This window comes from Pseudalkalibacillus berkeleyi (genome assembly GCF_021608225.1).
Taxonomy (GTDB): domain Bacteria; phylum Bacillota; class Bacilli; order Bacillales; family Fictibacillaceae; genus Pseudalkalibacillus; species Pseudalkalibacillus berkeleyi.
In genome coordinates this window covers 2,403,815-2,424,445 of sequence record NZ_JAKIJS010000001.1, presented here as the reverse complement: position 1 = coordinate 2,424,445, position 20,631 = coordinate 2,403,815, and the positions used below count along the sequence as shown (strand labels likewise).

Here is a 20,631-nt window from a genome sequence, read left to right as displayed (position 1 = left end):
TTTTTATAAAAAATGAAGGAGATGAGGCAAAAAGAGGCTCGATCACTTCCAAAAATGGAGTTGAATCCGTGATTTGAGGTCGTTATCTAGAAAAATAGAAGATTATTTAGAAAAACACGAAATTATCTAGAAAAATGTGAAATTATCTAGAAAACGGATGAAAACCGCTTTTTCAAAAATGAAAAGAGCGCTTGAGAGCGCTCTTTCTAATTTTATAATTTTGATGCGAGAATGATTTTTCCTTTAGGTTGTGAGCTGTCAGGAGTTGGTTCTAATGTTACTGCGATTTGATCCCACTGATGTTCGCCTTTGACATCGACTGGATACACAACGCCACCTTGTCCGTTCTTGTTCGGTAGGAATGTGCCGGCTCTAAATTTTTCCCCATTCGTATCTATTAACCAAACTTGATAAGCTTCACTGCCGGATAATGTTTGGAGGTTATCGGCTTGCATAACGAGGGACATGCCATCTTCTTTTTGGATCATGGCAGCTTGTGCTCTTGCCTCGTTTCCTTCAGTTGCAGCTAATTCTACATTTTTTACGATTTCATTTACACCGTCTTCGTTTGGCGATACAATTTGTCGATCGTTATCGTTCATATAGAAGTACACATTGGCGGTTAGTGAAAAGAGAAGCGATGCAGCAAGCAATGGCTGAATCCATTTCATCTTTCTTTTTCGATTCGTCTGACTATCTTGCGGTTGTTGTATAGGAGTTACTTTCGTCTGACCTTCATTTGAATCGGAAGCTTGGATTGGTGTTTCAGATTCAATCGGTTGTTCAAAAACAGATGAAAGAATACGATCTTTCATTCCTTCATTAGGTTCTACAGGTTCAGCGGCATACGGGAGGTCTGCGGTTAACTCCTGTAATTCTTTCAATTCTTCGCTACATTCAGCACATTCTGTAAGATGTGCCTCAAATGCTTTTCTTTCGGTCTCAGTTAGACAATCATTGAAATAATCCAGGAGCATTTCACATTGTTCTTGATTTTTCATTATAGATCCCTCCCTTGTTCAGCAGTTTCAAGATTTTTACGTAAATGTTTAAGGGCTAATCGTAACCGGCCTTTAACGGTTCCGAGTGGTATTTTAATTTTCTCTGAAATTTTCTGTTGCGACAATCCTTTGAAGTAGAATAGTTCAACAATTTCTTGTTGCTCATCAGCTAAATAAGTCATCGCTTTTCTCAGTTGCCTTCCATCTTCTTTCCATTCAACTTGTTCTTCGATCGAGGATTCGTCTCTTTGTAGTGCGTCTCGGTCTTCAATTTCATATGTGTTTTCATTTTTCTTTCGAAGCTGATCTATTCCTGTATTTCGTGTAACGGTTAAAAGCCAAGAGGAGAATTTACCCTTAGATCGATCATAAATACCTGGCTTCGTCCAAATCTTAATGAAAACTTCTTGGACAATTTCCTCTGAGAGCTCTCTTCTTTTCGTGATTCGATATGCAAATGAAAATAGTAACTTTTCGTAGCGTTCGTATAATAGCCCTAGTGCTTCTTTATCTTGCTTTTGCACCCTGTCATAGAGCTCGATATCTTGTTCGCTCATTCCATTCTCCTTTTAACAGTGATTTTGTTTAAGCATATACTAATTTTTGCTTGTTTCAAAGAGAACTCATTAAGTATACGTCTATCTGGGGGTTTGGGATCACAAAAAAAGGGAAATTCTTTCATAGGGACTTATTGGTGAGCCGGAAAGGAGTGAGAAATTGACGAAATGGAAAGGTAAGATTGTAGAGACGAATCGAGGAAAATTTGAAATCTTCATTAGAGGAGAAGGGAAACCCGTGTGTGTTGCACATCATTACTCTGAATTCAATGAAACAGGAGACCATTTCGCCAACACATTTACACATAAATATAAAACAATACTGATTAACTTGAGAGGGACAGGTCGATCTGAAGGATACAAATTAGACAAAGAACTTTCTATGGAAGAAACCGTTAAGGATTTAGAAGCGATACGAGTCTCTCTAGGTTATGAGCAGTGGAGTTTTGCAGGCCATTCGACTGGCGGAATGCTAGGATTAAGGTACGCTATAGACCATCCTAACTCGTTAAACTATTTAATTGTTGTTGGTAGTGCTGCCAGCGGAAATTATGCTGACACAGAAGAGAGCATCTATCATCCTGATCATCCCGATTTTGAATATATGCAGGATTTAATCATCCAATTGAAGTCTAAATCGCTCCACCCAGACGAAAGAAAGCTAATCGCGAGAGAACGGACAAAGCTTTCATTAAGTGATCCTGAAAAGTATGAAAGCTACTTTTCAGCGGATCTATTTAAAAAAATCGCCCCTGAGAGACTCAGCTTTTTTAGTGAGCACGAGTTTTCAAGCTTTGATTTTCGAAAGGACTTACCAAGTGTACAAACGCCTACTCTAATAATTTGTGGAGAAAATGACGTGCAATGCCCTATTCGATACTCAGAAGAAATGCATCAGTTGATGGAACAATCCACTTTTATTAGATTTCAATTTAGTAATCATTATCCGTTCCTTGAAGAAAAGGAACGATTCCAAATGGCAGTTCGATCATTTATGTCTTAATTTAGAAAGCAAGTAAAGTTTTTTGACCACATAAAAGTAATTTCTTGAATCAGCACCCAAGCTACTTGGGTCACATAAGTCCTCAGATCGGACTTACGGTGACTAGGCAGGGTGCTGATTTCGCTTTATTTAGAACAATGTGTGAACGAAGTAGAATTGAGTGACGCTAGGTGGTAAGATGGATTCGAAAGTTTTGTAGAAAGGAATTTATCCGCTTATGCAAAAAATATTACTCCTTGGATTTACGATCCTACTTACCTTGATTATTCATCCAACACAATCCTTTGCACATGCAAGTTTAGAAGGTACCACTCCGAGTGAAGGAGAAGTTGTGAAATACGGTATAGATGTCGTTACCTTCCAATTTAGTTCAAAGATTGAAAGCGGTAGTAAGTTTACTGTGGAAGATCAAAACGGAAATCAAATGGGTGTAACTAGAATTGATATTGACGAAACTGTCATGTTAGGCCAATTAAATGAGCCTTTATCAACTGGAACATATACCGTTACGTATGAAATTATTTCTGGAGACAGTCATCCCGTAGAAGGAAGCTATCAATTTAAAGTAGAGACAGCTGACGTGGATGATTCAAAGGATACTTCTGAACAAAAAGAAACATCTGATCAATCAGACGAGGCAACAAATGAAAAGGAACAAACTTCAAATGCAACGAGTGAGAGAAAAGTGGAAGATGGACTCTCACCTCTTGTCTTAGGTTTTTCGGGAGTATTGGTTGTAGCTGGAGTAGGTTTACTCTTCTGGATGTTTAGAAAGAAGGGGAATGTATGATCATCTTCTTTAAAGGTATCCTTTACATTGTTTTCTCATTGTTAGTTGGTGGACTACTACTAGCGTCGATTCCTGAGCACAAGAAACCTCGCGTACACATTTCAAAGGAACTTTTACTTTGGTTAATAGGTATCATCCCAATTGTCATGTTCATTTCACTCCTCCAGATTATACAGTTTTTATCGGAGAGCGTTGGCTATTGGGCTACGTTTACTGCCGTATTATTTGAATTTAATGTTGGCAAAGCGTGGTTATCAAGTGTCTTAATTTCTACTGTTTTATTTTTACTCGTTTATAAAAACGACCTTACAAGAACGACGTTTTACGCAAGAATCGGTGTATTTCTGACGATTGTTTTAATAGGCTCTTATTCATTTGCCAGTCACTCAGCATCGCTTTATCCGTTTATTGGATATGTTGCACATTTCCTGCATGTAGTTGCCATTACAGGATGGATCGGTGTTCTGCTGTATGTGGCATGGGGAGCTAAAGAAGAATCAGAATGGATTCCATTTCTAAATTGGTATACACCTTTTTCAATAGGTGCAGTTCTCATCCTCACTGGAGGGGGGCTCGTCATCAATGAAATCGTTGCACCACAATATATCGATTCATGGGTGTTGAATTACGGACAAGCCCTTCTGATTAAACACTTGTTGTTAATCCCGTTATTCTTGTTTGCAATCGTACATGGCGTCTATTTGAAAAAATCGATTATAAAAAAAGGGACCCAACACGTAAAACGATCACTACAAGGAGAAACAGTGTTGATCTTGTTCGTGTTCGGTGTAACCGCATTTCTATCGCAACAAGTACCGCCCCATGAGGTTTGGAGAACAATTTTACAAGAAGATCCATCGCCTTTATTTAAAGCCTTGTATAAAGGCTCGATTGATCCGAATACCGTTCTAACATTTCAATGGACGAAAGCAACTCTTGCGTGGGGCGTTGGATCAATCGCTATCGCTGGTGTGACCTTCATCAGTATTGCTAAGAAAATGCCAACCATGGTGAGCGTTATTGCAGGACTAATTTCTTCAGGGCTCGCCTATTTTGCTTTGATGGCAGGAATTATGTAACGTCTACAACTATAGTCGTAGAAAAGTTCAATCCTATATCGGATGTGCTTGATCGTTCGTTTGAATATACTAGCAGTATAACTTGTAATAAAGGCGTGATTAGATCATGAAAATTCTAGTATTGAACGGAAGTCCAATGGAGAAATCCAGAACGCGTGGAATTACGAATCTTGTAAAAGAATTGTTACAGGAAAAGAACGTTACAATTAGCACGATTGACTTAGGTATAGAAAAGTTACCTTTATTCCCTGGTGAGGGAACGGACGAAAATAATATAACACTACAGAAGCTAAAACGTGAGGCAGAAGCGGCAGACGCATTCTTTATCGCTTCCCCTGAATATCATAATGGAATGAGCGGAGCGTTGAAAAATGCACTAGATTTTCTAGGTGGCTCTCATTTCAAGCATAAGCCTGTTGCGATTGCTGCAGCGTCAGGAGGTAGTAAGGGCGGTATTAATGCGCTGAATAACATGAGAACCGTTTTGAGAGGATTATATGCCCTAGTCCTTCCTGATCAGTTTGTATCTGACCCCTATTGTTATGATGAAGCATACCAATTAAATGATCGAGAAGCTGTTGAGCGGCTTGAAGACCTGACCCACCTATTAGTGGAGATGACAGAGACACGTATAGGAATACAGAGCGAACAAACCCAATAATAGCATTCCATCCGTCATTTTTATGATATTCTTTATTTACATCATAAATTTGGCGGATTTTTACTATTTTAGCTAGGAAGGAGTGAGGACTTTGTCGAGCGTACATACATTGAAAGTGATTGCAGAAACGCTCAATCAATCAAACGATTTACGCGGTATGCTGCAATCGGTAATGGAAAAGTTGCTAGAAGTTACAGGGCTATCGACTGGTTGGATCTTTTTGACCGATGAGGAACCGATTTATGCATTTGTTGCAGATGTGAATCTACCTCCAGCGCTTTCGTGGGGTGACAAAAAACCGATGTGCCAAGGCAGTTGCTGGTGTCTCGATAAAATTTGGGATGGGCGCTTGCAAAAGGCTGTTAACATTATTAACTGCAAACGAATTGAAGATGCGATTGATTACGAGTGGGGAGACACGAAAGGCATTACCCATCATGCTACAGTCCCACTCATTGCTGGTGGAGAAAAATTCGGGCTTTTGAACGTTGCAGAGCCCGGAAAAAATGAATTTACAGAAGATGAACTGGATTTATTACAATCTGTGTCCTTTCAAATTGGGACGGCGATCAAACGTACAAAATTATTTGAAGCGCAGCAAAATAGAGCAGAACAGTATACGAAGCTTGATGAAGTGAGCCGGACGATTTGGAAAATGAACGATATTCATCATCTTCCACAAAATACAGTTGACGTAATTGGTAGACTTTTTCAACTAAAAGCTCTCGCATTTTTTATTAAAGAGGAGCACGCGCTTGCGTTGCGATCGATTTATCGACAAGGTGAATCTAAGAAATTACATAAACGTTTTCAGATTCTTAAAGGAGATGATCTTCAGAAAAGTCTTAACCAATTGGATTTGAAGGAAGAGTTGTCTCTCTATGAAATGAATTTAGAAAACGCATTTGTCGTCCCACTTCTCATTGGGGAAGAGTGGATCGGCTGTTTAGTTGGTCATCAAACAAATGATCATGCTTTGGAGCAAGATGTCCTGAAAGCACTTGGAGATCACGTCTCACTCGTGCTAGAAAAAGCGCGCTTGTTTGAACGATCTAGGGAGCTTGCACTCATTGAAGAGAGAAATCGACTGGCAAGAGACCTACACGATTCCGTGAACCAAAAATTATTTTCACTTAGTCTAACCGCTCGTGGTCTCAAGGAATATGTGAAGAAGCTACCTAATCAGGAGACCATTTTAGAATCTCTGAATGAAATGCAATCGCTATCCCAAGAAGTTGTAGGTGAAATGCGCACGATGATTTGGCAGTTGAAACCAGCCGGATTAGAAGAAGGTGTTGTCGTATCCTTGAAAAAATATGGCGAATCGCTAGGTTTAACCGTTCAAGAACGTCTTGAAGGAGTCGGAAACATACCTAGACTTGTGGAAGAAACGATGTGGCGGGTGGGTCAAGAAGCGTTGAACAATGTTCATAAGCATGCCCGTACAGACGAAGTACGAATCATTTTGAAACGAAAGAAGAATGAACATATCCTACGAATTGAAGATGATGGATGTGGTTTCCGAACATCTACAGGTTCACAACACACCTGGTCATTCGGTCTTGCAAGTATGATGGAACGCACTGAAATCATGGGTGGGGAAATGAACGTGATCAGCCAACCCGATCAAGGCACAACGATTGAAGTGAAATTCACGAATAATAAGGAAGGTGGCCGTCATTATGGGGATTAAAGTCTTACTAGTAGATGATCATCTCATGGTTTTAAAAGGGTTAAGGTTCTTTCTTGGCACGCAGCCTGACATTGAACTGGTCGGTGAAGCCTCTAACGGGAAAGAAGCAGTTGAACTCGTCGGACAGCTACAACCCGATGTCATTTTAATGGATTTAACCATGCCTGTCATGGACGGAATTGAAGCGACGAAACAGATTAAAGAAAATCATGATACGGTGAAAATTATCGTGCTGACGAGTTTCTCCGATCAGGATCATGTCGTGCCCGCTCTCCAAGCTGGAGCTGACGGCTATCAGATGAAAGATATCGAACCAGATGAACTCGTGAAATCGATTAAAGCAGTACAGGCTGGAGAAACACACTTACACCCATCTGCCACTTCTCAGTTGTTAAATCATGTGAACACAGGATCCAAAACGAATGAAGCTGAGCAAAGTTTTAACCAACTGACAGCTAGAGAGAAGGATGTTCTCAAACAAATCACGCTCGGTAGAAACAATAAAGAAATCTCATCAGAGTTATTCATCACGGAAAAAACGGTCAAAACTCATGTCAGCAATATCCTCGGAAAGCTAGGATTACAAGATCGAACGCAAGCTGCAATTTTAGCGATGAGAAATAAATGGTTTGATGTGTGAGCTTTTTTTACGAGGTAATTGAGCTATGATAGACTGTAATGAAACGATGAAAGTTGGTGTCGTATATGGACGAAAAGCTTAAAGAACAGTTCGATGGACTGATGACCAAATATACAGAATTACTAACTGGAGAAACAGATGAAGATCTCAAGGAAAAAGTAATGATGTGGGCTGTATATACGCATATGTCAAAATCCATGCCCCCGCTCGTTAAACACTGGAATGAAAAATATCCAGATGCGAAAGAAGGCATGAAGGAATTGATTCAAGAAGTCCGAGAGTTGAATGAACAATATAGAAAAGAACAGAATTAACGCAAAAATTGGGCGACTCAAGCGATTCTGCTAAGTCTGCCCGATTTTGTTTTTGTAGGTACTGTAATAAATGTATAAACTGATTTGAGACGTTAGGGTTACTTATTGAACGTTTCCTCCATTAGGAAGCTGTTGTTTATAACCCGAGAACTTTTGATAGGCTTGTTGAAGTGCTTGAGGTTGGGCCTGATCAAACGAATACCAACCTTTTTGGAACATGACGTTAAAGAGGTCACGCTGACAGTCCTGAGTTTCTTTAGCAATTGCTGAAAGGTCTTGGTACAAATCCTGGTGGCTTGCTTCATTTAAGGCTGTAGAGTATGCATCTGTCATATGTTTTTCTGTTGTTAAAATATCGTTGATGAAGTCACGGTCATTCATATCTGGCGTTTGAGGTATATTGTTTTGCGGATTTTGGATGTTCAACAGTAGTCCTCCTTCACTGAGTCATGTTTTGATTTTGAGGTTGATCACCTAGGTGGCTTTGAAGATGTTGAAGTAATTGATCATAGTGTCTTGTGTGCATCGATGCTGCTTTTTCAATGGCTGCTTTCACTTCTGGATCTTGACATTGTTTTGCATAGAAGTTGCATTTCTTAGACGCCAACAAGTTCCAACTCATCATGTCTGTTATGTAGAGTTGATCCTTTGATGTCATTAACCTTGGTGGTTCCGGCATGAATCCTTGTTGACCTTCAGGTGTTTGTTGTTGTGGCATTCGCTCATTCCTCCTTCACAGTTTTAATCGGTGTCGGGGTTATGTTGCCACATCCAATCAATGTTATTCGATGTATTTCTCTCGTTATTGAGTAGCGAGCTCTGCTAATCGTTCGTGGGCTTCTTTTTCATCAAAAGAACTGTACCAACGATGATTCTCATCATCAAGAATACGGAAGTGCTGACTAATGAGGTTCTGCTGTAATCGATAACCGTTTGCGTTATCAATATCTTTCCACCAAACTCTACCACCGAGAGTATGTTCTCTAGGTCGTTCAATGCCATGATGTGCAAGGATCTCGACGATTTCGACAGGATCGCCACCTAGTGCTGAGCGTAAAATTTCACTCTCTCTAAACAAAGCAGCAACTGCAGCAACGGTCGTCCAATTCGCTTTTGAACGCTGTTTCTCAATTTGGACGAGCGTTTTTTTTGATAGTCCAAGTGTTGCAGCCATCCGATCTTGTGTATACCCGCGTTCAATACGTATTAATTTCATTTTTGAAGAGACAATGTCGATCAATTGGTCAATATTCATAGCTAGTTACCTCACAATGATATTTTGTGTAATTTTACACCTTACACAACTTGAACACAACTCATATACTAAGGAAAAAGTGGAAAAAAATATTTTTTAAAAAAGTAAAAAAGTTGTCGAAAAAAATGGTAGAATACTCTAAGAAGTTTAGTTAGGAAGTTTAACTAAGTTCAAAAAAGTTCATATATAGTGTAACAATTTATTGTATCCGTTTTCAGTATAGGGGGATTCGTTATGGAACAGATTCTTAAAAATTTCTTTCTGTTTATGGGCCAAAATAAGGTCGCTACAAAAATGGCGAAAAAGTATGGTCTCCGATTTGGTGCAGGCAGATTTGTAGCTGGTGCCTCACTAGAAAGTTCGTTAGAAGCAATAAAAAAATTAAATGCTGAAAATCTTCCGGTTACGATCGATCATCTCGGTGAATTCGTAGACAATGAAGAAGAAGCGAATGAGATGACTAATCACTGTATCGAGGCGATTAAGGCTATCTCAAACCAAAACTTAACTTCACAGCTGTCGCTGAAGTTAACATCTATGGGACTAGATATTAGTCGGGAAATGGTATTACGTAATATGAAGAGGATCCTAGAGGTTGCCGACGAATATGATGTATTCGTTACAATCGATATGGAGGATGAATCCCGTTGTCAGGCGACACTCGATATTTTCAAAGAATTGAAGTCGCAATATGAGAATATTGGAACCGTACTTCAGTCTTACCTATATCGAACGGTAGAGGATATTCAGGAACTAGACTCATATAATCCTAATTTACGATTAGTAAAAGGTGCATATAAAGAATCTCCTTCTGTCGCTTTTCCAGAGAAAAAAGACGTGGATGAGAATTTCAAGAAAATCATTAAAATGCATCTGTTAAATGGTAATTATACAGCAATTGCTACTCATGACGATAAAATGATTGAGTATACGAAGGAACTAGTTGAAAAACACAATATCTCTCGCGACCAATTTGAGTTTCAAATGCTTTATGGAATTCGAATTGATCGCCAACGCGAACTACGAGATGAAGGATACACAATGCGTGTCTATGTACCTTACGGGAAAGATTGGTACGGATACTTCATGCGCCGTTTGGCAGAACGCCCGGCAAACGTAGCATTTGTGTTGAAAGGGATTTTAGGGAAATAAATATGGAGAGCGCCGACTACCAAACTGTGTCGGGGCTCTTTTTTTTCATTTAGAAGAAGTTCAAGATTTAATTCTTTATCCGTAAAAACGTCAAAATTCGAATGTGACGGATCGAAAGAGGCGGATACGAACCGCGAAAATTGAGAAAAGCTGAAATGGCGGATGGGAAGAGGCGGATTCGTACCGCGGAAATGGAGAAAAGCAGAAATGGCGGATGGAAAGGGGGAAGCCACTCCAACAACTCGAGAAGGTGAAAATCCTCCAATGCGTTGCAATGAGTGCTCGGTAGAGAGGAAAGCAGAATATGGAGCACTCATACAGGAGCAATGGGTGCTCGGTAGCGAGGAAAACAGAATACGGAGCACCCATACAGGAGCAATGAGTGCTCGGCAGCGAAGAAAACAGAATATGGAGCACCCATACAGGAGCAATGGGTGCTCGGTAGCGAGGAAAACAGAATATGGAGCACCCATACAGGAGCAATGGGTGCTCGGTAGCGAGGAAAACAGAATACGGAGCACTCATACAGGGTTAATAAGTGCTCGGTAGAGAGGAAAACAGAAAATGGAGCACTCAATACATTCCTGTCTATCATCACTTCATCAATTTGTGCATAAGATATTCTGAATATTTTAAAGGAGATTGGAACGGGTACTGTCGAATAGTGAGAGTGAGTTAGGCATTTGAGATATCTCACCAAGGGAGGAATTGAGTTTGTCAGTACTTGAATTAGGGCGACAGGAACTCTTAACAAAAATTAATGAAATTCCCGAAGCGTATTGGCATGCGCGAATTTCAGATGATTCGTGGACAGTACTAGAAGTATTAGAACATCTCGTTTTAATTGAAAAAGTGATCAAAAATCAATTCGAAAATTTACTGCGAGATGGAGTGGATCGCGAAACACATGAACATCCAGTCCATCGTTCTGCTAAACGATATCCTGCAGTTGAGGCACCAGATTATGTGCAGCCGACTGGAGCATTCCAAACCTTAATAGATGCAAAAGGAGCGCTAGACCAATCTCGCCAGAATCTTTTACAAGTGTTAGAGCAGGTGGAAGATCGAGAAATACTGAAGAAGCGAGCCTTCAAACATCCGTACTTTGGACATATGCAATTGATTCAATGGTTGGATTTCATTGGATACCATGAGCGGAGACACTTGGAACAAATAAAAGAAATTTTGGAAATTTCATCGCAAAAACGTAGTGACAGCAAGGTATCTGAAAATAAGTAGACGAAATCATGATAATTTTCTGAAATTTATATTGCGAAATTGGTTCGAATTTTTTATAGTAGAGATAGAGGACGTTCTAGTCGACTTTTTTCACATGCGACTATTTGAACAAAACAAATTGTAGTAAGTTCTATTTTTTGCAGAAAAAATGAATGAGTGTTCATTCATACGAAGGAGGTTCATCATGTCATATCAGATTCGTAAGGTAGCAGTTCTAGGATCTGGCGTTATGGGATCTGGGATTGCGGCACATTTAGCTAATGTAGGAATTCCGAGTGTCTTATTGGATATTGTCCCAAGGGAACTATCCGATCAGGAAAAAGCAAAAGGACTAACCCTTGAAGATCAAGTGGTGAGAAACAGGTTAGCTGATACTGCTAAACAGAAATTGTTAAAGCAAAAACCAGCACCTTTAAGTTCCAAAGATCACTTAGAGATGATCGAAACCGGGAATTTAGAAGATGATTTGGAGAAGCTTGGAGAAGTGGACTGGATCATTGAAGTAGTCGTTGAGAACTTGGATATAAAAAAGAAAGTATTTGCTCAAGTTGAACAATACCGAAAGCCGGGTTCGATAGTCAGTTCAAATACTTCTGGAATTTCAATTCATGCAATGGCAGAAGGAAGAAGTGAGGATTTCAAATCGCATTTCTTAGGGACACACTTTTTCAATCCGCCACGTTATTTAAAATTACTTGAAGTCATTCCGACGAGTGATACGAAGCCGGAAGTTCTTCAATTTATTAATCGCTTCGGTGAAGATGTACTCGGTAAAGGGGTCGTTGAAGCGAAGGATACACCGAATTTCATCGCTAACCGTATAGGGACATACGGATTACTCGTAACGGTCCAGCAAATGTTGAAAAACGGATATTCAGTTGGTGAAGTTGATTCTGTAACAGGTCCTGCAATCGGGCGACCGAAAAGTGCAACCTTCAGAACACTGGATGTCGTTGGTCTCGATACATTCATCCACGTTGCAAGAAACGTATACGATCAAGTGGATGGTGAGGAAAAAGAGGTATTCGATGTTCCAGCATTTATGAAGACGATGAATGACAAAGGCTGGATCGGAAGTAAGAACGGTCAAGGCTTCTATCTGAAACAGAAGAGTAATGGTAAAAGTGAAATTCTTGAACTTGATCCAGATACGCTCGAATATGGACCAAGGAAAAAGCTGAAAACAGCTTCGATGGAAATGAGTAAACAAGCGAACACAATGCCGGAAAAATTGAAAGCGCTTATATACGCTAATGATCGAGCGGGGCAACTCGTTTGGTCGATCATGAAACCAGTCCTGCTTTATTCAGCTGAGAAAGCATATGAAATTGCGGATGATATAAAAGCAATTGATGACGCAATGAAATGGGGCTTTGGCTGGGAACTCGGTCCATTTGAAACATGGGATGCAATTGGGGTCGAAAAATCCGTAGCAAAAATGAAAGAAGAAGGCGAAACCATCCCGCAATGGATTACGGATATGCTTGCTTCAGGAGAAAAATCGTTTTACAAGGAATCAGGAACAAATATTGAATTTTACACAAAAGAAGGATTTACAGAAGCGAAGGAAAACGAGAAAGTCATTCATTTACACCGATTGAAAAATGAAGAACGTGTTATTAAGAAAAACACGGGCGCTAGTTTAATAGACATTGGTGACGGAGTAGCACTACTTGAATTCCACTCCCAAAGTAATGCGATTGGACCAGATATTATTCAAATGATCCATTACGCAATTGAAGAAGTAGAGAAAAATTATAAAGGACTTGTCATCGGTAACCAAGGTAAGAACTTCTGTGTCGGAGCTAACCTGATGCTGATCATGATGGAAGCACAAGATGATAATTTCTTTGAACTTGACTTCATGGTGAGACAGTTCCAACAAACGATGGCGATGGTGCGTTACAGCCAGAAACCAGTCGTTGTCGCACCATTCAACATGACACTTGGTGGAGGTACAGAAATCTCGTTACCAGCTGCGGGACTTCAGGCGTCATTTGAAACATACATGGGTCTCGTTGAAGTGGGTGTAGGAATCATTCCTGGAGGCGGTGGTAACAAAGAACTTTACACACGCCTATTGGAACAAGTGCCGAAAGATGTGAAGCCTGACTTACAAAAGCTCGCGATACAAACATTCGAATCGATCGCAATGGCGAAGGTTTCAACTTCAGCTCATGAAGCGAAAGAGGCTGGTTTCCTAAGAGCACAAGATGGAATTAGCGCGAATAGTGATCATCTGATATACGACGCGAAGCAACAGGTGCTTTCACTTTACAATCGCGGATATCGACCACCTCAACGTAAAAAAATCCCGGTAGCGGGTGAGGCTGGATTTGCAACGATGTATCTAGGGGCACAAACAATGAAATTCGGCAATATGATTTCCGATCATGATTTGAAAATTGCTAAGAAACTAGCGTATGTCATTGCAGGTGGGAAAGTAGCAGAAGGAACACTCGTAGATGAGCAATACTTGTTAGACCTTGAGCGTGAAGCGTTCTTAAGCCTTGCAGGTGAGCCACTTACCCAACAACGGATGCAGCATATGCTCGTCAAAGGAAAGCCATTACGCAACTAAGGAGGGGTGAAGATGCAAGAAGCAGTTATTGTTGCAGGTGCAAGAACACCTGTCGGTAAAGCGAAGAAAGGGACACTCGCCAATGTGCGACCCGATGATTTAGGAGCGCTTACTGTAAAAGAAACATTAAAAAGAGCTGGAGGATATGATGGCCCAATTGATGATTTGATCATGGGCTGTTCAATTCCTGAAGCAGAGCAAGGTATGAATATGGCACGTCTTATTGGAGGACTCTCGGGACTTCCTGACAATGTACCCGCCATTACGATCAACCGTTATTGCTCTTCCGGATTACAAAGTATCGCTTACGGTGCTGAACGGATTATGATTGGTCACGCAGATGCGATCATTGCAGGTGGGGCTGAGTCAATGAGCTTAGTCCCTGTTCCAGGTCACGTCGTAAAGCCGAATGTGAAACTGCTTGACTCAAGACCTGAGTATTATATGGGAATGGGATATACAGCGGAAGAAGTAGCAAACCGATTTGAGGTTTCACGTCAAGATCAAGACGAATTTGCACTCCAAAGTCATCAAAGGGCTGCTAAGGCGATTGCTGAGGGTAAGTTTGATGATGAAGTAGTCCCAGTTGAAGTCGCGAAACGCTGGGTAGATGAAAACAATAAGCTTCAAGAGAAAATGATTACTTTTTCAAAAGACGAAGGTGTTCGAGCAGATACAACGCTAGAAGTTCTTGGTAAGCTAAGACCTGCTTTTTCTCCTAAAGGGAGCGTTACGGCAGGAAACTCTTCTCAAATGAGTGACGGAGCAGCGTCTGTACTCGTAATGAGTCGTGAAAAAGCGGAAGCGGAAGGGTTGAAGCCGATTCTCAAATTTAGATCCTTTGCAGTATCAGGTGTAGCGCCTGAAATCATGGGAGTTGGACCTGTTGAAGCGATACCAAAAGCATTGAAGCTTGCAGGATTGGAGCAATCAGATATCGGATTGTTTGAACTGAATGAAGCCTTCGCTTCGCAATCCATTCAGGTTATGCGCCAGTTAGGTTTAGATCAAGACAAAGTTAATGTAAATGGTGGAGCGATTGCACTCGGTCATCCATTAGGATGTAGTGGTGCAAAGCTGACGCTAACGCTTATGCATGAAATGAATCGAAGAAATGAACAGTTTGGAGTTGTAACCATGTGCATCGGTGGTGGTATGGGAGCAGCAGGCGTATTTGAACTTATTCAGTAAAGGGAGGTAGTAAGATGTCTAAAAGTGTAGAAAAAGCGGCTCAAGGTGGTAGTTTTCTAATAGAAGAAGTGGATGCGAATAGTGTATTCACGCCAGAAGACTTTTCAGATGAACAGATTATGATGGGGAAAACAACGGAGGATTTCGTTGTTAAGGAAGTCGTTCCTCAACTAGAAAAAATCGAAGAGCATCAATTCGATATTTCGAGAAATCTACTTTCTAAAGCGGGAGACCTGGGATTATTAGGTGCAGATGTACCTGAAGAATACGGTGGAATCGCGGTTGATAAGATCAGTTCTTCACTAATTACAGAAAAGTTTTCCCGTGCGCGCTCTTTCTCTTTAAGTTACGGCGCACACGTTGGGATCGGATCACTACCGATCGTATTATTTGGTAACGAAGAGCAAAAGCAAAAGTATTTGCCTGATCTATCTTCAGGAAATAGGATTGCGGCTTACGCATTGACTGAGCCAGGGTCAGGGTCTGACGCATTAGGTGCGAAAACAGTAGCAAAGCTGAACGATGCGGGCACACATTACATTTTAAATGGTGAAAAGCAATGGATCACAAACTCGGCTTTTGCTGATGTGTTCGTTGTCTATGCGAAAATCGATGGTGACAAATTCTCAGCATTTATCGTTGAACGTGACTTTGAAGGCGTATCAACAGGTCCAGAAGAAAAGAAAATGGGTATTAAAGGGTCTTCTACACGTACTTTGATTCTTGAGGATGCTTATGTGCCGAAAGATAATTTATTAGGTGAGGCAGGACGTGGTCATGTCATTGCGTTCAACATTTTGAATATTGGTCGTTACAAGCTTGCGGTTGGTTGTGTAGGGGCAGCTAAACGTGCACTCGAAGTATCGATTAAATATGCAAATGAACGTCAACAGTTCAAACAACCGATTTCCCGCTTTACTCTTATTCAGGAAAAACTAGCTACAATGGCGGCTAAAGCTTATGCAGCAGAAAGCTCCGTTTATCGTACAGTCGGCATGTATGAGGAACGTCTCGGTGTTCTTTCGCCAGAGGAACAAAAGGATGGTTCACTCTTAGCAAAGGGAATTTCAGAATACGCGATAGAATGTTCATTGAACAAAGTTTTCGCTTCAGAAGTGCTTGACTATGTTGTTGATGAAGCTGTACAAATCCATGGTGGTTATGGTTTCATGTCTGAATATGAAGTTGAAAATATGTATCGTGACTCTCGAATCAATCGTATTTTCGAAGGTACAAATGAGATTAACCGTCTATTAGTACCTGGAACACTGCTTCGTAAAGCAATGAAAGGAGAGCTTCCACTCCTTCAAAAAGCAACAGAGCTACAAAAAGAACTGATGATGCTTATGCCTGAAGAACTGGATAACGCGCCACTTGCACAGGAAAAACAATTCGTAAAAAATGCGAAGAAAATTTTCTTGATGATTGCTGGTCTCGGTGTTCAGAAGTATGGGGAGAAACTTGAGCACGAACAAGAAGTGCTTTCAAACGTTGCAGATATCGTAAGTGAGGCATATGCAATAGAATCTGTCGTGTTGAGAACGGAAAAAGCGATCCAAAAAGTAGGTGCTGAAAAAGCGAAGCAAAAGATTTTGCTAACAGAGGTTTATTGCCAAGAAGCCTTTGAACGTATTGAAGCACACGCGAAGGAATCGATTGTTGCAATTGAAGACGGCGATCAGCTACGAATGATGCTATCCGCACTAAAGAAATTGACTCGTTATACACCGATGAACGTGATAAATAAGAAGCGAGAAATTGCAGCGGAACTGTTAGAAGAAGAAAAGTACGTCGTTTAATCAAGTGAATTTCAAAAATTAAAACGCTCTATTTCCTTTTGAAAACAAACACTCTCTAGAAGGGTCCTCGTGATGAGGGCCTTTTTTAGTGGTAGTGGAAAGGATGGTTCATCGGTCGCGAAAAAAAGTGATTTCTATCTTTATCAATTCCTCCCAACTACCTCAACCAACTCCTTTACTCCCATCCATCCGAATTTAACTCCGAATCCGATCAATACAAAGCTCGCAATAATATTGACGCCCTTCATAATAGATGCATTCATTAACAAACGACCAAAGTGTACGGTGAATGCGAGGTTTAAATTCCAAAGTGCAATCCCAATAAATACGAGACTGCTGATGAAAAAGGACTGAAGGTGGTTACTTTGTTGTAGCACGCCACTCAAAACGGAACCGTATATACCAAGCCAGAAGAGTAGGTTCATTGGGTTTGATGCTGCAATCGTCACCCCAGATAAATAAGATCGAATTTTAACGCGCCCGTGTCGATCTCCACCTTCTTCAGCTCTATTCATATCTTGTGTTACACGTAAATTGTTTACGCCTGAGTGGATGAGGATGAAGCAGCCTAGCATAGTGAGTGAGATTTTCACCCAAACTAACGTCATCACTTGAGAAAGCCCAAAAAACATAAGTGCCATGAGCGCAAGATCTGAAGAAATGCCTCCAGCACCCACGAGTAGTGCTGCCCAAAATCCATATACAAGTCCACGTTTAATGATTTCGATATTAATCGGTCCAATTGGAGCAGCAATGGAAAGTCCTAAAAGGATATAACCAGATACGGTTGCGAGCATGGGCATTCTCCTTTACGAAGCTTGTCTTTTACTAATTAATGATAAAGACAGATCGAATAGAACACATGTCCAACAAAAACAAAATCAGTTGAGCTAAATCCCTTTTTCCTGCAATCACTTATGATAGAATGGATTTAAGCTCTTATAGAAAATACAGATGATATGTGTAAGGGGTGTCGCAGTTGCTAACCGTATATGAATATCCAAATTGCTCAACGTGTAAGAAAACGAAGAAATGGTTAAACGATCAAGGAAAAAACTTTGAAGCTGTACATATTGTAGAAAGTACGCCTTCCAAAGAAGAACTTGCTTCTTTACACGAAAAGAGTGGATTAGAACTTAAGAAATTCTTTAATACGAGTGGAAAAATGTATCGTGAGCTTGAAATGAAGGAACGTATGAAGACAGCCTCAGAGGACGAGCTTCTAGAGTTGCTAGCTTCCGAAGGCATGCTGATTAAACGCCCGATTGTAACGGACGGTAAGCATGTCACTGTTGGGTTTAAAGAAGAAACGTTCAATCAAACTTGGAAATAGAACAGATTGCGAAAGCGCACTGTTTTATAATAGTATTACTTTAGACACACTTATTTAAATGAAGAATGAAACTAATGGAGGGATAGTAATGGAATTTCCAAAGGAACTGCGTTATTCAGAAGAACACGAATGGGTAAAAGTTGAAGGTAACAAAGCACACATCGGGATTACTGCTTTCGCCCAAGATGAGCTTGGCGATATCGTATTCGTTGAATTACCTGAAGTAGGGGACGAAATCGAAATTGACGAACCATTCGGTAGCGTTGAATCTGTTAAGACAGTGTCTGAATTGTACGCGCCAGTTAGTGGTAAAGTCGTAGAAATTAATGAAGAATTAGAAGATAGCCCAGAATTCGTTAACGAATCTCCATATGAAAAAGCTTGGATGATCGTTGTAGAACTTTCTGATGAATCTGAACTTGAAAAATTGATGACATCAGAAGGATATCAGAAGATGGTTAGCGAAGAATAATATAAGCATCAAAAGCAGAACATAAAGAGGATTCATTTACATCATTGCTGGTAATAATGAACATTATACTAGTGAAAGAGGTGTAACAGTATGGGCCAGGACGTTCGTCGTACCGATATTACGGAAAAGGTCTATGGGAAGATGGATCAAGGTTCTATGTCTCTGTATTTGAACAAAGCTCAAATAGGCAAAATTAAATTTACCAACCAAGGGAATTTGTACGAGATGGGTGAAGGATTTGAATTCGAAGAGGACAAGTTTTACCGACAAGAATCAAACGCCTCTGATCAAAAACAACAACAACTCGTCGATGACTGTGAATTCGGTTGGTGTTAAACAGCGGTCCAAGCGATCGCTGTTTTTTTGCATCCATAAAAACTGACGACAAAACAAAAACGACTTGGTGGGTACAAATATGGAACTTGAGACGAAAGTGTTGATCGTTGAAGGCAAAACAGATCGAGATAAAGTGAAAAAGTTAATCCAGGAGCCTGTCGAAATCATTTGCACACATGGAACACTCAGCTTTACAAAATTAGAAGAGCTCATAGAGTTAATTGAAGATCGAGACATTTATATTCTCGTTGATGAAGATGATGCGGGACATAAGCTCAGGAAAATTTTAAAGCGAGAACTCCCTAATGCAAATCACCTTTATACACAAAGCATTTATAAAGAAGTTGCTGAAACACCTTTAATGTATCTTGCAAAAATCTTGATGAACGCAAATTTTCGTATTGATCAAAGGTATTTATTAAACGGAGGTGCTTCATGAGAATTTTTCTGTTTGTATTGATGGCTTTGGGCTTAATGGGATGTTCCTCCAACCAGGAGGACAATCATGATACAAGTGAATACAAAGGTACCTCTAAACCTGCTTATGAGGAAAACAGACAAGATGCTGAAATCCTCGCCACAAAGCTTAAAGTTCCATGGCAAATCAATGTGATTAATGATACTGTTTTCTACCTTTCCGGGAGAACGGGAGAAGTTTATAGCATTAAAGGGGATTCTAAACAAAAACAGAAGATTAATTTGTCGGAAAAGGTTGTTGCAAGAACGGAAGGTGGATTGCTAGGATTCCTCATTCTTGAACAGCAAAGCGAACCTTTAGAAGCCATTGTGTATCATACATATCAAAAGGACGGTAAATTACTTAATCGAGTTGTAAGAGTACAAAAGGAAGAGAGTGTTTGGCTCGAAACTTCAGTGTTACTTGAAAATATACCTGGTGGTCCAATCCATAATGGAGGAAGAATCGCATTAGGCCCTGATGGATTCTTGTATATTACAACAGGTGATGCTGGGAACAAAGCGTTATCTCAGGATTCGAAAAGTCTTGCAGGGAAAATATTAAGAATTCAATTAGATGGTAAGATTCCAGCTGATAACCCGATTGCTGAATCACCTATCTATTCAATTGGACATCGTAATCCTCAAGGGTTAGGTTGGGATTCAGATGGTACGATGTATAGCTCAGAACATGGATCAAGAGGTCATGATGAAATTAATAAGATCGTTCCTGGAGGAAATTATGGCTGGCCAAATATCCAAGGTGATGAAGAACAAGAAGGAATGATTCGTCCTGTATTTCACTCAGGTAATGAAACCTGGGCACCGTCTGGATTAGACATATCAGGGTCCAAAATTTATGTTGCAGCATTGGCTGGGGAGCAAATTAGAGTGTTCGACCTCAAAAAGGGGACACATTCGGTATGGAAAGATGGATATGGTAGGATGCGGGATGTTAAAATAGTAGACGAATACCTATATACCGTTACCAATAATACTGATGGCAGAGGAAAACCGAAGAAAAACGATGATCGACTCTTACGGTTCAAAGTGAATTAATGCCCTGCTAGTGCTTAGGA

24 protein-coding genes are annotated in these 20,631 nt (G+C 40.3%); 18 read left to right on the top strand and 6 right to left on the bottom strand.

The window, feature by feature from the left end; translation table 11 throughout:
- Positions 1-212: 212 nt before the first annotated feature.
- Together L2716_RS12755 and L2716_RS12750 are read right to left on the bottom strand one after the other, a co-directional pair.
- On the bottom strand, positions 213-1,001 hold the full coding sequence (locus L2716_RS12755; protein WP_236335797.1) for an anti-sigma factor: 789 nt from the start codon (positions 999-1,001) through the stop codon (positions 213-215).
- Positions 1,001-1,558, bottom strand: a complete 558-nt coding sequence (locus L2716_RS12750) for an RNA polymerase sigma factor (protein WP_236335778.1) — start codon at positions 1,556-1,558, stop codon at positions 1,001-1,003. The genes L2716_RS12755 and L2716_RS12750 overlap by 1 nt, the downstream gene beginning before the upstream one ends.
- 160 nt (positions 1,559-1,718) lie before the next feature.
- Between L2716_RS12750 and L2716_RS12745 the strand changes: the two genes are divergently transcribed.
- The 7 genes from L2716_RS12745 (at position 1,719) to L2716_RS12715 (ending at position 7,738) form a co-directional block, all read left to right on the top strand.
- Positions 1,719-2,561, top strand: a complete 843-nt coding sequence (locus L2716_RS12745; protein WP_236335769.1) for an alpha/beta fold hydrolase — start codon at positions 1,719-1,721, stop codon at positions 2,559-2,561.
- Between the two features lie 217 nt (positions 2,562-2,778).
- On the top strand, positions 2,779-3,351 hold the full coding sequence (locus L2716_RS12740; protein ID WP_236335767.1) for a copper resistance CopC family protein: 573 nt from the start codon (positions 2,779-2,781) through the stop codon (positions 3,349-3,351).
- Positions 3,348-4,430, top strand: coding sequence for a copper resistance D family protein (locus tag L2716_RS12735; protein WP_236335765.1), 1,083 nt, complete (start codon positions 3,348-3,350; stop codon positions 4,428-4,430). Before L2716_RS12740 ends, L2716_RS12735 begins: the two co-directional genes overlap by 4 nt.
- A gap of 106 nt (positions 4,431-4,536) precedes the next feature.
- Entirely contained in the window at positions 4,537-5,091 is a 555-nt protein-coding gene (locus L2716_RS12730; protein ID WP_236335762.1) for an NADPH-dependent FMN reductase, read from the top strand.
- Between the two features lie 82 nt (positions 5,092-5,173).
- Positions 5,174-6,784 (top strand): GAF domain-containing sensor histidine kinase, encoded by a 1,611-nt coding sequence (locus L2716_RS12725; protein WP_408005310.1) that lies wholly within the window; start codon positions 5,174-5,176, stop codon positions 6,782-6,784.
- Positions 6,774-7,424, top strand: coding sequence for a response regulator (locus L2716_RS12720; protein ID WP_236335750.1), 651 nt, complete (start codon positions 6,774-6,776; stop codon positions 7,422-7,424). Before L2716_RS12725 ends, L2716_RS12720 begins: the two co-directional genes overlap by 11 nt.
- 65 nt (positions 7,425-7,489) lie before the next feature.
- Positions 7,490-7,738: a YusU family protein gene (locus L2716_RS12715; protein ID WP_236335745.1), complete on the top strand. Its 249-nt coding sequence runs from the start codon at positions 7,490-7,492 to the stop codon at positions 7,736-7,738.
- A gap of 102 nt (positions 7,739-7,840) precedes the next feature.
- Here L2716_RS12715 and L2716_RS12710 read toward each other — a convergent pair whose 3' ends face one another.
- From L2716_RS12710 to L2716_RS12700, 3 genes are all read right to left on the bottom strand, one after another.
- Positions 7,841-8,119, bottom strand: coding sequence for a spore coat protein (locus tag L2716_RS12710; RefSeq protein ID WP_236337870.1), 279 nt, complete (start codon positions 8,117-8,119; stop codon positions 7,841-7,843).
- A gap of 58 nt (positions 8,120-8,177) precedes the next feature.
- Positions 8,178-8,456 (bottom strand): hypothetical protein, encoded by a 279-nt coding sequence (locus L2716_RS12705; RefSeq protein WP_236335738.1) that lies wholly within the window; start codon positions 8,454-8,456, stop codon positions 8,178-8,180.
- A gap of 84 nt (positions 8,457-8,540) precedes the next feature.
- Positions 8,541-8,993 carry a helix-turn-helix transcriptional regulator gene (locus tag L2716_RS12700; RefSeq protein WP_236335736.1) on the bottom strand — a complete coding sequence of 151 codons (453 nt, stop codon included), beginning with the start codon at positions 8,991-8,993 and terminating at the stop codon, positions 8,541-8,543.
- Between the two features lie 234 nt (positions 8,994-9,227).
- Between L2716_RS12700 and L2716_RS12695 the strand changes: the two genes are divergently transcribed.
- The 6 genes from L2716_RS12695 to L2716_RS12670 all read left to right on the top strand — a co-directional run bounded on the left by L2716_RS12695 (position 9,228) and on the right by L2716_RS12670 (position 16,955).
- Entirely contained in the window at positions 9,228-10,145 is a 918-nt protein-coding gene (locus L2716_RS12695) for a proline dehydrogenase family protein (RefSeq protein WP_236335734.1), read from the top strand.
- A 207-nt stretch (positions 10,146-10,352) separates the two neighbouring features.
- The gene (locus L2716_RS12690; protein WP_236335732.1) at positions 10,353-10,694 is read left to right on the top strand and encodes a hypothetical protein; all 342 of its coding nucleotides are present in this window, start codon (positions 10,353-10,355) and stop codon (positions 10,692-10,694) included.
- Positions 10,695-10,859: 165 nt separating this feature from the next.
- Positions 10,860-11,384 carry a DinB family protein gene (locus tag L2716_RS12685; protein ID WP_236335731.1) on the top strand — a complete coding sequence of 175 codons (525 nt, stop codon included), beginning with the start codon at positions 10,860-10,862 and terminating at the stop codon, positions 11,382-11,384.
- A gap of 184 nt (positions 11,385-11,568) precedes the next feature.
- Positions 11,569-13,965: a 3-hydroxyacyl-CoA dehydrogenase/enoyl-CoA hydratase family protein gene (locus L2716_RS12680; protein WP_236335724.1), complete on the top strand. Its 2,397-nt coding sequence runs from the start codon at positions 11,569-11,571 to the stop codon at positions 13,963-13,965.
- A 12-nt stretch (positions 13,966-13,977) separates the two neighbouring features.
- Positions 13,978-15,156, top strand: coding sequence for an acetyl-CoA C-acetyltransferase (locus L2716_RS12675; protein ID WP_236335722.1), 1,179 nt, complete (start codon positions 13,978-13,980; stop codon positions 15,154-15,156).
- A gap of 14 nt (positions 15,157-15,170) precedes the next feature.
- Entirely contained in the window at positions 15,171-16,955 is a 1,785-nt protein-coding gene (locus L2716_RS12670) for an acyl-CoA dehydrogenase family protein (RefSeq protein WP_236335715.1), read from the top strand.
- Between the two features lie 143 nt (positions 16,956-17,098).
- Here L2716_RS12670 and L2716_RS12665 read toward each other — a convergent pair whose 3' ends face one another.
- Positions 17,099-17,752 carry a LysE family translocator gene (locus L2716_RS12665; protein WP_236335708.1) on the bottom strand — a complete coding sequence of 218 codons (654 nt, stop codon included), beginning with the start codon at positions 17,750-17,752 and terminating at the stop codon, positions 17,099-17,101.
- Positions 17,753-17,934: 182 nt separating this feature from the next.
- On the opposite strand from L2716_RS12665, the gene L2716_RS12660 reads away from it, so the two are divergent.
- The 5 genes from L2716_RS12660 to L2716_RS12640 all read left to right on the top strand — a co-directional run bounded on the left by L2716_RS12660 (position 17,935) and on the right by L2716_RS12640 (position 20,611).
- The gene (locus tag L2716_RS12660; RefSeq protein ID WP_236335698.1) at positions 17,935-18,288 is read left to right on the top strand and encodes an arsenate reductase family protein; all 354 of its coding nucleotides are present in this window, start codon (positions 17,935-17,937) and stop codon (positions 18,286-18,288) included.
- Between the two features lie 88 nt (positions 18,289-18,376).
- Positions 18,377-18,760: a glycine cleavage system protein GcvH gene (gene gcvH, locus L2716_RS12655; RefSeq protein WP_236335694.1), complete on the top strand. Its 384-nt coding sequence runs from the start codon at positions 18,377-18,379 to the stop codon at positions 18,758-18,760.
- A gap of 90 nt (positions 18,761-18,850) precedes the next feature.
- Positions 18,851-19,096 carry a DUF2553 family protein gene (locus L2716_RS12650; RefSeq protein WP_236335684.1) on the top strand — a complete coding sequence of 82 codons (246 nt, stop codon included), beginning with the start codon at positions 18,851-18,853 and terminating at the stop codon, positions 19,094-19,096.
- Positions 19,097-19,175: 79 nt separating this feature from the next.
- Positions 19,176-19,535, top strand: a complete 360-nt coding sequence (locus L2716_RS12645; protein WP_236335682.1) for a toprim domain-containing protein — start codon at positions 19,176-19,178, stop codon at positions 19,533-19,535.
- 20 nt (positions 19,536-19,555) lie between these two features.
- Entirely contained in the window at positions 19,556-20,611 is a 1,056-nt protein-coding gene (locus L2716_RS12640) for a PQQ-dependent sugar dehydrogenase (RefSeq protein WP_236335680.1), read from the top strand.
- The last annotated feature ends 20 nt before the right edge of the window (positions 20,612-20,631 follow it).

What these genes read in the sequence shown, in the direction of transcription:
- L2716_RS12755 (WP_236335797.1), bottom strand. Translation starts at nt 1,001, where the DNA reads ATGAAAAATCAAGAACAATGTGAAATGCTCCTGGATTATTTCAATGAT.
- L2716_RS12750 (WP_236335778.1), bottom strand. Translation starts at nt 1,558, where the DNA reads ATGAGCGAACAAGATATCGAGCTCTATGACAGGGTGCAAAAGCAAGAT.
- L2716_RS12740 (WP_236335767.1), top strand. Translation starts at nt 2,779, where the DNA reads ATGCAAAAAATATTACTCCTTGGATTTACGATCCTACTTACCTTGATT.
- L2716_RS12735 (WP_236335765.1), top strand. Translation starts at nt 3,348, where the DNA reads ATGATCATCTTCTTTAAAGGTATCCTTTACATTGTTTTCTCATTGTTA.
- L2716_RS12730 (WP_236335762.1), top strand. Translation starts at nt 4,537, where the DNA reads ATGAAAATTCTAGTATTGAACGGAAGTCCAATGGAGAAATCCAGAACG.
- L2716_RS12720 (WP_236335750.1), top strand. Translation starts at nt 6,774, where the DNA reads ATGGGGATTAAAGTCTTACTAGTAGATGATCATCTCATGGTTTTAAAA.
- L2716_RS12715 (WP_236335745.1), top strand. Translation starts at nt 7,490, where the DNA reads ATGGACGAAAAGCTTAAAGAACAGTTCGATGGACTGATGACCAAATAT.
- L2716_RS12710 (WP_236337870.1), bottom strand. Translation starts at nt 8,119, where the DNA reads ATGAATGACCGTGACTTCATCAACGATATTTTAACAACAGAAAAACAT.
- L2716_RS12705 (WP_236335738.1), bottom strand. Translation starts at nt 8,456, where the DNA reads ATGCCACAACAACAAACACCTGAAGGTCAACAAGGATTCATGCCGGAA.
- L2716_RS12700 (WP_236335736.1), bottom strand. Translation starts at nt 8,993, where the DNA reads ATGAATATTGACCAATTGATCGACATTGTCTCTTCAAAAATGAAATTA.
- L2716_RS12695 (WP_236335734.1), top strand. Translation starts at nt 9,228, where the DNA reads ATGGAACAGATTCTTAAAAATTTCTTTCTGTTTATGGGCCAAAATAAG.
- L2716_RS12690 (WP_236335732.1), top strand. Translation starts at nt 10,353, where the DNA reads ATGGCGGATGGAAAGGGGGAAGCCACTCCAACAACTCGAGAAGGTGAA.
- L2716_RS12680 (WP_236335724.1), top strand. Translation starts at nt 11,569, where the DNA reads ATGTCATATCAGATTCGTAAGGTAGCAGTTCTAGGATCTGGCGTTATG.
- L2716_RS12675 (WP_236335722.1), top strand. Translation starts at nt 13,978, where the DNA reads ATGCAAGAAGCAGTTATTGTTGCAGGTGCAAGAACACCTGTCGGTAAA.
- L2716_RS12670 (WP_236335715.1), top strand. Translation starts at nt 15,171, where the DNA reads ATGTCTAAAAGTGTAGAAAAAGCGGCTCAAGGTGGTAGTTTTCTAATA.
- L2716_RS12665 (WP_236335708.1), bottom strand. Translation starts at nt 17,752, where the DNA reads ATGCTCGCAACCGTATCTGGTTATATCCTTTTAGGACTTTCCATTGCT.
- gcvH (WP_236335694.1), top strand. Translation starts at nt 18,377, where the DNA reads ATGGAATTTCCAAAGGAACTGCGTTATTCAGAAGAACACGAATGGGTA.
- L2716_RS12650 (WP_236335684.1), top strand. Translation starts at nt 18,851, where the DNA reads ATGGGCCAGGACGTTCGTCGTACCGATATTACGGAAAAGGTCTATGGG.
- L2716_RS12645 (WP_236335682.1), top strand. Translation starts at nt 19,176, where the DNA reads ATGGAACTTGAGACGAAAGTGTTGATCGTTGAAGGCAAAACAGATCGA.
- L2716_RS12640 (WP_236335680.1), top strand. Translation starts at nt 19,556, where the DNA reads ATGGCTTTGGGCTTAATGGGATGTTCCTCCAACCAGGAGGACAATCAT.